The sequence below is a fragment of the Microcoleus sp. FACHB-68 genome, assembly GCF_014695715.1.
Lineage (GTDB): Bacteria > Cyanobacteriota > Cyanobacteriia > Cyanobacteriales > Oscillatoriaceae > FACHB-68.
Genome location: NZ_JACJOT010000008.1, coordinates 1,302,808 through 1,315,493 on the forward strand (window position 1 = coordinate 1,302,808; position 12,686 = coordinate 1,315,493).

9 protein-coding genes are annotated in these 12,686 nt (G+C 49.5%); all 9 read left to right on the plus strand.

Annotated features, from left to right (window positions below; all coding sequences use genetic code 11):
• Positions 1-536 precede the first annotated feature (536 nt).
• The 9 genes from H6F73_RS14095 to galT all read left to right on the plus strand — a co-directional run bounded on the left by H6F73_RS14095 (position 537) and on the right by galT (position 12,588).
• Positions 537-1,856 carry a glycosyltransferase family 1 protein gene (locus tag H6F73_RS14095; RefSeq protein ID WP_190759337.1) on the plus strand — a complete coding sequence of 440 codons (1,320 nt, stop codon included), beginning with the start codon at positions 537-539 and terminating at the stop codon, positions 1,854-1,856.
• 176 nt (positions 1,857-2,032) lie between these two features.
• The gene (gene glf / locus H6F73_RS14100; protein ID WP_190759338.1) at positions 2,033-3,265 is read left to right on the plus strand and encodes a UDP-galactopyranose mutase; all 1,233 of its coding nucleotides are present in this window, start codon (positions 2,033-2,035) and stop codon (positions 3,263-3,265) included.
• Positions 3,246-5,447, plus strand: coding sequence for a family 1 glycosylhydrolase (locus H6F73_RS14105; RefSeq protein WP_190759339.1), 2,202 nt, complete (start codon positions 3,246-3,248; stop codon positions 5,445-5,447). Before glf ends, H6F73_RS14105 begins: the two co-directional genes overlap by 20 nt.
• A 779-nt stretch (positions 5,448-6,226) precedes the next feature.
• Positions 6,227-6,604, plus strand: a complete 378-nt coding sequence (locus tag H6F73_RS14110; protein ID WP_190759340.1) for an STAS domain-containing protein — start codon at positions 6,227-6,229, stop codon at positions 6,602-6,604.
• A gap of 473 nt (positions 6,605-7,077) precedes the next feature.
• Entirely contained in the window at positions 7,078-7,815 is a 738-nt protein-coding gene (gene nuoB / locus H6F73_RS14115) for an NADH-quinone oxidoreductase subunit NuoB (RefSeq protein ID WP_190759341.1), read from the plus strand.
• Positions 7,816-8,020: 205 nt separating this feature from the next.
• Complete coding sequence (gene galE / locus H6F73_RS14120; protein WP_190759342.1) at positions 8,021-9,022, plus strand: UDP-glucose 4-epimerase GalE; 1,002 nt, start codon at positions 8,021-8,023, stop codon at positions 9,020-9,022.
• A 23-nt stretch (positions 9,023-9,045) separates the two neighbouring features.
• Positions 9,046-9,435 (plus strand): signal peptidase I, encoded by a 390-nt coding sequence (locus tag H6F73_RS14125; protein WP_190759343.1) that lies wholly within the window; start codon positions 9,046-9,048, stop codon positions 9,433-9,435.
• Positions 9,436-9,725: 290 nt separating this feature from the next.
• On the plus strand, positions 9,726-11,555 hold the full coding sequence (locus H6F73_RS14130; protein ID WP_242072441.1) for a glycoside hydrolase family 2 TIM barrel-domain containing protein: 1,830 nt from the start codon (positions 9,726-9,728) through the stop codon (positions 11,553-11,555).
• A complete protein-coding gene (gene galT / locus H6F73_RS14135) occupies positions 11,488-12,588 on the plus strand; it encodes a galactose-1-phosphate uridylyltransferase (protein ID WP_190759345.1) in 1,101 nt (366 codons plus the stop codon). The genes H6F73_RS14130 and galT overlap by 68 nt, the downstream gene beginning before the upstream one ends.
• Positions 12,589-12,686 lie beyond the last annotated feature (98 nt).

Consider the following 12,686-nt stretch of genomic DNA (forward strand, 5'->3'; position numbering starts at 1 on the left):
TATCTTCAGGAATACCTTAAAACCCTTAAAACCCAAGTAATCTTGTTTTAGCAAAAAGTCTGGCTTGTGGGCCATTAAAAATTAGCACAAACGCAATACCCAAACCGCTTAATACAGTTTTCCTGATTCGGTAAAGCCGCATTCCAGCTAAGTTGTATTGCCAATTACAAGCTAACTTTACAAAGGCTTAATTCTTCAGGTATAAACTTATGCAGTTTTTCATAAAAGAATCGAAGTAAGTGGCCATTATGTTTGTTCGGTATTGGTAGCAACCTCATCCTTTAGGCAGAAGAATACAAAAAACTTAAATGATATTGTTTTCGTTAATGAGAGCAATCAAAAACAAAAGCTTAAAGCGAAGTTTTCCAGTCTGCAAAAGACAGCAATATCTACTTCATTTAAGCTAAGCAAACGCTTCCTTCAAACTCATTCTTATGTACCGTTCTGGTAAAAACGCTCCCAGTGATGTTTGATAGCTAGCTGCTTTTGACACTTCTAAAAAACAGCATCGAACGACTAAATATCTGAGGCTACTTATGTCCCTGTACGAAGGTAAAATAACTGACGATCTCAGCAATGTTGTATCCAGAGCGGAATCTGCTCAAAAACTGGGCGATGAAGCGAGTTCCCAAGCTTCAGACAACGGCGTTCACAGCCCCGAAGACTCCCTTCCACAGGTGCCCGATCTCGTCTGCCTATGTCATTTGCGCTGGGATTTTGTCTACCAGCGGCCTCAACATCTGTTGAGCCGGTGTGCAAAAGCGCGGCGTGTGTTCTTGATCGAGGAACCAATGTTTGGTGCTGAACCGGCAGGACGGTTGGATGTTAGCCGGCGCGAGAATGGGGTGTGGGTAGTTGTTCCGCATTTGCCGGAAGGGATGGATGAAGAGGCGGCAAGCACGCTTCAACAGGCACTCATTGACGAGCTATTTGCAAAACACAGCATTAATCAGTACATTTTATGGTATTACACCCCAATGGCGATGGCGTTCACGCGGCATCTCAAGCCCTTGGCAGTTGTCTACGATTGCATGGATGAGCTTTCCGCCTTCAAAGGAGCACCACCGGCACTGAAAGAGCGCGAAGCCGAACTGTTCAAACGTGCAGACTTAGTATTTACCGGCGGGCATAGCCTTTACGAAGTCAAGCGCAACCAGCACCCCAACGCCCACCCATTTCCCAGCAGCATCGAAGCAGAGCATTTTGCACAAGCGCGGAACCTGTCAGAAGATCCGGCAGATCAGGCAGATATCCCCCACCCGCGCCTCGGTTTCTATGGGGTGATAGATGAACGGATGAATCTCGAACTGCTTGCTGGTATTGCCGAAGCGCGTCCTGACTGGCATCTGGTGATTATTGGGCCGGTTGTCAAAATCGATCCCGCCGTCTTGCCGCGCCACCCAAACATTCACTATCTGGGCGGTAAATCTTATCAAGAATTGCCATCGTATCTGGCCGGCTGGGATGTCGCGTTGCTGCCATTTGCGCTGAACGAGTCAACACGCTTTATTAGCCCGACCAAAACCCCAGAATATCTTGCTGCCGGTAAGCCGGTGGTGTCAACCTCCATCCGCGATGTGGTGCGTCCCTATGGGGAGCAAAACTTGGTAGCGATCGCAGATACCTCTGCCGAGTTCGTTAGCGCAGCAGAGGCGGCAATGAATCAGAATGCCGATGAATCAGCGCAATGGCTGAGTGAAGTTGATACCTTCCTCTCTCAAACGTCTTGGGATCGCACTTGGGGGCAGATGTTGCAACTGATCGAGTCTGTCATTAGCGATCGCATGGGATCGGCACAGGAGTTAGGGGCTTTGAAGGAAAATCGCAACACTGCTGCCTCAGTTCATCACGGATAGCAGCCAGTCAAGTTTGACCCCTTCGATTTAACGTTCCACCGGCAGCGACTATTCCCGGCTGCGTCGGGAGCGATTTGTTCAACAATTTTCTGCTTTGAAGCGGCCTTTTCATCCTTTGATAGAAAGTGAGAAAAGTGAGTGGCCGCCTGATTAAATACAAAAAGTGAGGTACTTCAATGTTCGATTATTTGATTGTGGGCGCAGGTTTTTCAGGAAGCGTGCTTGCCGACCGGCTGGCGCGTGAATGTAACAAAAAAGTTCTGATCGTTGACACGCGCAACCACATCGGGGGCAACGCCTATGATTGCTATGACGAATCTGGCCTTCTGATCCACAAATACGGCCCGCATATCTTTCACACCAACTCCCGCGAAGTCTTCGAGTACCTCTCGGAATTTACCGAATGGCGACGTTACGAGCACCGAGTCATTGCCAGCGTTGATGGGCAACTCGTTCCCATCCCGATCAACCTCGACACCATCAATAAGCTGTACGGATTAAAACTGACTTCCTTCGAGGTCGAAGAGTTTTTCAAGTCCGTTGCTGAGCAAAAAGAATACATCCGCACCTCAGAAGATGTCGTTGTCAGCAAAGTCGGTCGGGAACTGTACGAGAAGTTTTTCCGCAATTACACCCGCAAACAATGGGGACTCGACCCATCCGAACTCGATAAGTCAGTGACGGCCCGCGTTCCCACCCGCACCAACCGCGACGATCGCTATTTCACAGACACCTATCAAGCGATGCCGCTGCACGGCTACACCCGGATGTTTGAGCGGATGCTGACGCACCCCAACATCAAGATCATGCTCAACACCGACTACCGCGAGATTCAGAACATTATTCCGTATCGGGAAATGATCTATTCCGGGCCGGTCGATGAATTCTTCAATTATCGCTTTGGGAAATTGCCTTATCGCTCCCTAGAGTTCAAGCACGAAACCCACAATACGCCGGTTTATCAACCCCAGGCAGTGGTTAACTATCCCAACGAACATCTTTACACCCGCATTACCGAGTTCAAGTACCTGACCGGCCAAGAACATTCTAAAACAAGCATTGTTTACGAATTTCCCCGTGCAGAAGGCGACCCTTACTACCCCGTACCGCGCCCGGAAAATGCCGAAGTTTACAAGAAATACAAGGCGTTGGCTGACGCGACCCCAGGCGTGCATTTTGTAGGCCGGCTCGCAACTTACAAGTATTACAACATGGATCAAGTGGTGGCTCAGGCGCTGACGATCTACAAACAAATTCGCACCCAGCCACAAGAAGCCGGTGTGACAGATGTAGTCCAGAAGAAAATGGCTCCCGACATCACCCTGCCGCCGGCACTAGAAACCCCAGGACTTGCCCTTTCAAAATTGGAATCTCTAGGAGGCAACGGTAATGGTAAAGCCACTTCCTAACCCGCGCCTTGAAATGTGGGGCGGAGTGGAATGCACCGTTAACCGTGTACGCGACCAGTATTTCGACCAGTTAGAGCGAAACGGCCACGCAACGCGCCTAGAAGACCTCGATTTGTTTGCAGAGCTGGGGGTGTCTGCGCTGCGTTACCCCGTGATATGGGAGCGCACAGCCCCTAATAACGTGGAGGATGCCGACTGGTCCTGGGCGGATGAGCGACTCGGACGCTTGCGGGAACTGGGCATCCGCCCAATTGTGGGACTGGTTCATCACGGGAGTGGCCCTCCCCATACCAGTCTGATCGATCCGGCGTTTCCGGAGTTGCTGGGCCGGTTCGCCGGCGCAGTGGCCCAGCGCTATCCCTGGGTAGAAAGTTACACCCCGATCAATGAACCCCTGACAACGGCACGGTTCAGCGGACTGTACGGCCACTGGTATCCGCATGGCTATGATGATGCGACCTTCCTGCGGGCTTTGATCGTAGAGTGTCAAGCTACTGTGCTGTCAATGCAGGCGATCCGGCAAGTAAACCCCACGGCACAGCTAGTTCAAACTGAGGATTTATGTAAGGTTTTCAGTACGCCGCTGTTGGCGTATCAGGCAGAGTTTGAAAATGAGCGCCGGTGGCTGAGTTACGATCTGCTGTGCGGTCGTGTCAACCGTGACCATCCGCTTTGGAAGTATTTGCTGAAGGCCGGCATCGGTGAGGCTGAACTTGATTTCTTCCTTGAGCAGCCTTGTCCGCCCGATATTCTGGGAATTAACCATTACCTGACGAGCGATCGCTTTCTGGATGAGCGCCTGGAACGCTATCCAACGAGCACGCATGGAGGCAATGGCCGGCATAAGTACGCAGATGTCGAAGCCGTGCGTGTCTGTACTGAAGGGATAGCAGGGCCGCGCCGGCTACTGGCAGAGGCGTGGGAGCGTTACCATCTGCCGATGGCTGTAACCGAAGTCCATCACGGCTGCACGCGAGAGGAGCAACTGCGCTGGTTTTATGAAGTCTGGGGGGCTGCAGAAAGTCTGCGGCAGGAGGGAGTAGACGTGCGGGCGATCACAGCTTGGTCGCTCCTCGGTTCCTACGACTGGAACACCCTGGTGACTCGCCTCAGCGGTCATTATGAGCCAGGTGTGTTCGATCTGCGTTCCCCCCACCCCCGCCCAACCGCACTTGCCCGAATGCTGCGCGAGTTCTCTACTGGGGGCAAATATGAGCACCCTCTGCTTGAGATACCGGGTTGGTGGCACAGAACCCAGCGGCTGCTTTATCCAGCAGTGAGTTGTGAGGTTGAAAGGAAGCCCAATTGTGTGGAAGTTCAACAACACAGCAGAAATTCAGCCACGCCGCGCCCCCTAGCGATCATCGGAGCTAGAGGAACCCTGGGAAATGCCTTTGCTCGCCTATGCGAACTTCGAGGCATACCCTACCACCTCTTAACCCGTCAGGAAATGGATATTGCTGATCCGGTTTCTGTGGATGCGGCGTTAAGTGAGTTGCAGCCTTGGGCAGTTGTGAATGCTGCCGGTTACGTTCGCGTGGACGATGCGGAACGCGAACCTCACAAATGCCTGCGCGAGAACGCTGAAGGGCCGGCAATTTTGGCGGCTGCGGCGCAAAAGCGGGGAGTCGCCTTGCTCACGTTCTCATCGGATCTCGTATTCGATGGAGCCACAATTTCACCATACGTCGAGAGTGATGCGGTTGGCCCGCTCAATGTCTACGGGCGCAGCAAAGCGGAAGCTGAGGTCAGGGTTTTACAGGCCCATCCTTCCTCGCTTGTGATCCGTACCAGTGCGTTCTTTGGGCCGTGGGACGATTATAACTTCGTGACCGTTGCCCTGCGAACGCTCTCTGCTGGGCATCCTTTCATGGCTGCAGAGGATGCGGTGATTTCGCCGACTTACGTCCCCGACTTGGTGAATGCCAGCTTGGATCTGTTAATTGATGGCGAGTATGGGTTGTGGCATTTGGCTAATCCAGATGCAATCGCTTGGGCTGATTTCGCACGGATGGCGGCTAAACTTGCCGGTGTTAGTGCCGGCCACGTTGATGCCCGTCCTGTCCGAGAACTCGGACTTGTCGCGCCCCGCCCCACTTACAGCGCTCTCAGCAGCGAACGCGGCGTGCTGCTTCCGTCTCTGGAAAATGCCTTTTTTCGCTATTTCCACGAGCGCCGGTGACACGAGAATGCAACCCAGCTAGAGAGAATTTCACACAACCTATTTTGTAGCGCTCTCTTAGAAGAAAGTTCAAAAGATGAAATTTCAATCAACTATTTCTACAAATCAGAAAAATAGTTGATTGACTCACTTTTGAATTTTTGATTTTTCTTACGGATCAGGCCGGCACTCTGTTTAGGTGGCCGGCTGCTTTGCTGTAACCTAATAGCAGAGCAGAGTTGCATTTAGCTAGCCAGATTACCGAAAATTCTAAAAACACCTTTTATCTCGATTTAAAAGCTGGGAGTGAGTGTTCTCCATAGCTGCCATTTTATTGTGAAATTAGAAAACCTGAAGCCAGCCATATTTTTCTCAAATAGTTCGCTTTCGCAATGTGGGCGTCTTCTGTTCACCTTTTTTAATTACTAATCACTAAAAATCTTATCTATTTTTAATGGCAGGCTTTTTAGCTAGCCACCCTATCAAATTGGAAAAGCCTTTAATAAAACAATGTATTCAAAATAACAAATAACTGTAGAGCCACATCTTCTTCCTCAAGATAGAGGAGTAAGTTTAACAGATCGCTTAAATTATTGGAATGGCAAACCAAATGTATTTTCAGCAAAATCAAGCTTAACCCTACTAGACTTGGCCGTAACCAAACAGAACTGAAGAAGCTTAGTTGGTTAGCCTTGCAAAGATAAAACTTAGAAAAAGAAGTTTTGACTGTTGGTAATTCTGCGGTTTGCCGGCAGCTATGGAGCTTCTCAATTTCACTTTAGTCATTCAAAGGAGTCTGTATGAGTCTGGTTATAAAAGCGATCCAGTATCCCGAAAAGTTGGATAATAAGCGGATCGCCCAGTTTCATCGAGAAATTGAATCCGTGGTTAATGCTGGCGCGAATATTATTCTGATCGACTTCAAAAATGTCTCTTTTATTAGCAGCCCAGGTTTAATTCCTTTAGTTTCAGCGTTTAGAAAAGTTAAAGTCGCTGGATGCAAATTTTTTGTCTGCTCTATGAACGCCCAAGTCAGAATGTTATTTGAGTTAACGGGTCTGAATCAAGTCTTTGAAACGTTTACTACTAATCGAGACGATTTCCAGAAGCCAGTTTTTTCAAAAAATCTCTCATTCAAACCTTCATCATTAAAAGTGAGTCATTTAGTCGAAAAATAATCATAAAACCAATTTTGTGAGTTGCTATCTTTGTACTCATTAAGATGAAGCTTTTAAAAATAAACCTAGAACTGCTCAGGCAAGCTAGGTTTTTATTTTTTTTATTCTGGATTGTCTGGCTATATCGGGCAGCGTCACACTGACTGCGGGAAGCCAATAGTCCAGAAAGTCGGAGATTTTTTGCAAAAGTCGTAGGTTTGAATAAAAGCCACACATAAAAACAGAGGGCTTATAAGGATTAACGTCTTTTGCAAGCGGTTGAGCAATGAATGGCGTGCTTTTTTTGTATTCCAGCTCACAAAATAATGTTACAGATGCTCATTCCTTGAGATAGAAGGAAAAACAGAAAAATAGTGATTAGCTTTTGAAAAGTACGACTAAACAAAACACAATACCTGTGTTCGTTTATAAGGTGTTGAGGCGGATAAAAAATAGAACGAGTGTTTTGATTAAAAACTGATCTGAGCGTGATCATGAGTCCTAACCCTATCACTGACGATGGCTCATTGAACGGTGAACGCATCGCCTTCCCTGTTGAGCGATACCAGGTTACTCAAGAACTGTCTGAAAATGTCATTTTGACGACAGCAGACGATCTCTATAATTGGGCGAGACTCTCTAGCTTATGGCCTTTAATGTACGGCACAGCTTGCTGTTTCATTGAGTTTGCTGCCATGATTGGCTCCCGGTTTGACTTTGACAGGTTTGGCTTAATTCCTCGCGCTAGCCCTCGCCAAGCTGACGTGATTATTTTAGCCGGCACCCTCAACATGAAAATGTCTGCAGCAACTCGTCGCCTTTACGATCAGATGCCAGAACCCAAGTATGTCATTGCAATGGGCGCGTGCATGATCACCGGCGGGATGTTTAGTGCTGATTCGCCTACAGCAATTCGAGGGGCTGATAAAATTCTTCCCATCGATGTTTATATACCTGGTTGTCCTCCCCGCCCAGAAGCGATCATGGATGCTCTGATTAAGCTTCGCAAAAAAATCTCCAATGAATCCTTTCAAGAGCGCGGCAGAATTCAGCAAACACATCGCTACTATACGGTTCGTCATAAGATGAAGCCGCTGTCACCTGTTCATACAGGTGAATACTTAAATTCCTCGACTCGTAATAACCCGCCGAAGGAGTTAGGAGAGGCAATGGGAACCCTTGTCCCTCCAGCGCTTAAGGCAACCGAAACCGAGGAAGCGGCTCGGACTTAGAAAATTAAGCTCAGGTTATTTTTTGGGATATACATTGCCGGCAGCGTCTCTTCCTTTAGGTGGATTTTTATCAAGAAGACTACGCATAAAAATCTAAACTATGAGATTCTAGAAGCAGAACAAGCGTTGAAAAATTTATGTGGCTCAACTGACATTCATCAGCAGCCATCTGTCTAAAAGAAAAAAAGATTACCGAGTATTAAAAATGTCAGAAAGCAAATCAACTATTTTAGTCACCGGCGGTGCCGGCTACATTGGCAGCCATGCTGTACTCGCTCTGCAGCAAGCCGGTTACGATCCGATCGTTCTTGACAATCTGGTGTACGGGCATCGAGAACTGGTTGAAGAGGTATTAAAAGTTAAGTTAATTGTCGGAGATACTAACGACCGCGCCTTACTGGATAACCTCTTTGCCACTCACTCCATTGACGCTGTCATGCATTTTGCCGCCTATATTGCCGTCGGGGAATCCGTTACAGATCCAGGCAAATATTACCGCAACAACGTAAACGGAACGCTAACGCTTTTAGAAGCAATGGTGGCGGCGAATATCAAGCAATTTGTCTTCTCCTCCACTTGTGCGGTGTACGGAATGCCAAAAACGGTTCCGATGGCTGAAGATCACCCTCAAGATCCGATCAGTCCCTACGCAACCAGCAAGCAAATGGTGGAGCGTATCTTAGCTGATTTCGATACCGCTTATGGCTTAAAATCAGTAGCTTTCCGCTATTTTAACGCTGCCGGCGCTGAGGCAAATGGCTTACTGGGAGAAGACCACAACCCGGAAACTCATTTAATTCCTTTGGTATTACTAACTGCCTTGGGTAAACGAGAATCTGTCTCTATTTTTGGCACCGACTATCCGACTTCTGACGGCACTTGCATTCGAGATTATATTCATGTGAGTGATTTAGCGCAAGCTCATGTTTTAGGCTTAGAATACTTGCAAAAAGGGGGAGATAGTAACGTATTTAATTTAGGAAATGGCAGCGGATTTACCGTCAGAGAAGTGATTGAATCGGCGCGTCAGATAACCGGCAAAGACATTAAAATCGTAGAAAGTGAGCGCAGAGCCGGCGACCCCCCTGCCTTAGTTGGAAGTAGCGACAAAGCCCGAAATATTTTAGGTTGGAATCCCCAGTATCCAGACATCAAAGAAATTCTCGCTCACGCATGGCAATGGCACCAAAAGCGACATATTAGCTAGGAGACAATACTGGGAATTTGGCAATGCAACCTCAAGTTATTTTTGGAAATGCCGACACGGAAGGTGCCCCTCGCCGGGGTTGGTTTATGGGGCACTTTCTAGACCTTCCTGATGATCCTCGTTCCACTTCCGAGCTTGAAGTAAAATGGGCAATTCATGAAGCAGGAGAGGGAAGAAATCAGTGGGCGACAAATGCTGAAGCAACTACACTTTCTATCCTAATTAACGGGCGATTTTCTATTCAATTTCCCGACCAAGAATTTATGCTTTCTCGGGAGGGCGATTATGTTCTGTGGTGTCCGGGGGTGCCTCATACTTGGTTAGCCGAAGAAACTTCGACCATTCTTACCATCAGATGGCCATCAAAGCCTGGGGATAGTGTGGGAACGACTCGCGCCGGCACAGACAAATAAATAATGATGAGCTTGGAAATAAAACAGGGGAGCGAGATTATGTATGAGCTTGCTTACTTTTTTCCAAGCTATTAAGTTTTACAACAAATTCGCCGGAACCCTAGGCACAAACATGGAATAAAAATCTATTGTCAAGTTAGAGACCGTTAGACAAAAACCTGACGCGGGAACTCTGACATAAATGTAGCTAGGATTGATGATCCATGAGTTCGTTTGGTAAATGGCTTGAGAATTGTTACATACAACAGTCTGGTGAAGCCGGTAGCCAGAGTAATTTTGAATTAAGCAAAATGGCCTATCCACGCCCACAGTTACAACGCGCCAATTGGATGTCTCTTAACGGCCCGTGGAAGTTTACTTATGACGACAATGGGCGATTTGTTCAACCTAGTGACATTTCCGAGTGGACGCACACCATTGAGGTGCCGTTTGCGCCGGAAACGACCCGCAGTGGCATAGGCGACACCGGCTTCCACCCCAATTGTTGGTACGAACGCGAATTTGACTTACCCCCAGGCGAAGGCAGAGTGCTGCTGCAATTTGCCGCAGTAGACTATCGCGCCCGTGTTTGGGTCAATGGTCAGTTCATCACAGAACATGAAGGCGGCAACACCCCGTTTACCGCCGATATGACTCACGTCATCAATGAAAATGGGCCGCAGCGGGTTACAGTCTGGGCGCAAGACGACCCCCAAGACTTAGCCAAACCCCGTGGCAAGCAAGATTGGCAGCTGGAACCGCACAGTATTTGGTATCCGCGTACAACCGGCATCTGGCAAACCGTTTGGGTTGAACGCGTTCCCCCCACCTATATCAAGAACATTCGCTGGACACCAGACTTTGATCGCTGGGAAATCGGGTTTGAAGCATTTGTTGCCGGCGAACCGTGTAATGATATCCAACTGAAGGTGAAACTCTCCTTCGGTTGCCAAATGCTCGTCAACGATACCTACGAAGTGCTCAACCGGGAAGTTCACCGACGCATCGCCCTTTCCGACCCAGGCATCGACGATTACCGCAACGAATTGCTCTGGAGTCCGGAAAAACCCACCTTGATCGACGCCGAGATTGAGCTGTGGTGTGATGGCAAACTGATGAATGTCGTTAAATCCTATACCGCAATGCGGTGTGTGGCGATCCAGCGTGACCGCTTCATGCTCAACGGGCGTCCGTACTATTTGCGCCTGGTTCTCGACCAAGGCTACTGGCCCGAAAGCTTCATGACCGCGCCCTCAGATGAGGCGTTGCGGCGGGATGTCGAGTTAGTCAAAGCGATGGGATTTAACGGGGTGCGGAAACACCAGAAAATTGAAGACCCCCGCTTTTTATACTGGGCAGACGTGCTAGGTTTGCTCGTTTGGGAAGAAATGCCCAGCGCCTACCGCTTCACCCCGAAAGCCGTGGAACGCATTACGAAGGAATGGGCGGAGGTCATTGAGCGGGATGTCAGCCACCCCTGTATCGTGGTGTGGGTGCCCTTCAATGAATCTTGGGGCGTTCCGAATTTAACAGAAAGCGCCGCGCACCGGAACTATGTGCAAGCGCTGTATCACTTAACCAAAACCCTCGATCCGACGCGCCCGGTGATCGGCAACGACGGCTGGGAAAGTACAGATACCGACATAATCGCCATTCACGATTACGACAACAAACCCCAGCGATTAGAAAAGCGCTACGGGCCTCAAGTTGACCTGACGAAACTGTTCGACCGGCAGCGTCCCGGCGGGCGCATCCTCACCCTCGACGGCCACCCCCACCAAGGGCAGCCGGTGATGCTGACAGAGTTTGGCGGCATTGCCTATGCCGGTCGCGAAGCACCCGAAGCGGAGAAAGTCTGGGGATATGTGCGGGCAGAGGAAATTTCAGAACTGCAATTGCGTTACACAGCGCTGTTGGAAGTGGTGAACAGAATTGAGATGTTCAGCGGATTCTGTTACACACAGTTAACAGATACATTTCAGGAAGCCAATGGCCTACTGTATGGCGACCGCACACCCAAGTTTCCCATTGAAGCAATCGCAGCGGCAACTTTAGGAGGAGAGGAAGAGGACGATGTATTCTGTGGAACGATTAAAGCCGGATGGCCGCAAGCTGACCCTATACAGTCGGTTCCCCATTGACCCCGACATAGAAGCCACCAGTCCTAGTGATGAGCCGGTGCAGGCGAACCCTCACCTGCGCTGGCATCCCTTGCGAGGGGAATGGATCGCCTATGCCAGCCACCGGCAAGGGCGCACGTTTATGCCGCCGCCGGAATACAACCCCTTGGCACCAACCATCAATCCTCAGTTTCCTACGGAACTACCCCAAGGGAAATATGATGTGGCGGTGTTCGACAACCGCTTTCCCTCGCTGGCGCTGGCGGCCAAAAATCCGCCGGCCAGCATTGTGGAGACGCTGCCGGCAAATGGGGCGTGTGAGGTTGTGGTATTCACGCAAGATCCGGAAGCCACTTTCGGTTCCCTGCCACTGGATCACCTGGAACTGCTGTTGCAAGTCTGGGCAGATCGGACACGGGCGATTGGAGAAAATCCGCACATTCAATATGTGCTGCCGTTTGAGAACCGAGGTGTAGAAATGGGGGTGACGTTGTTGCATCCCCACGGACAAATCTACGCCTATCCCTTGGTGCCGCCGGTGCCGGCAAAAATGCTGGAATGTCAGCAAGCCTATTACCGGCAACACCAACGGGGTGTACTGGAAGATTTAATTCAAAAGGAAATTGCAGACAAACAGCGGATTATTTATCTGGATGAACACGCCATCGCTTTCGTGCCGGTGTGTGCGCGTTATCCGTATGAAGTGTGGGTTGCCCCGATCAAGCCGGTTGCCACGTTTGGGGATCTAACGCCACAACAGCGTCAAGGACTCGCCAGAGCTTTAAAGACCGTCACCCTCAAATATGATGGGATGTGGCACCGGCCTTTCCCTTACTTGATGGCGTGGTTTCAAGCGCCGACAGATGGGCAGCCGCATCCCGAAGCACATCTGCACGCAGAGTTTTATCCGCCCTACCGGACAAGTGAACGCCTTAAATATTTGGCGGGAACTGAACTGGCAGCAGGGTTGTTTGCGAACGATGCTTTGCCAGAGGAAAAAGCCAAAGATTTACAGGCAGTTGTCGTGAATATCGAAACGCCGGTGGCTTTATGATCCGCCTTTAAGGATTGGAAAAAGATCCCCCCACGCCACCCTAGTGGGGGGCTTTCAATTCCCCTTAATCAGGTGTCTAGAAAAATTGAAAATGCAGC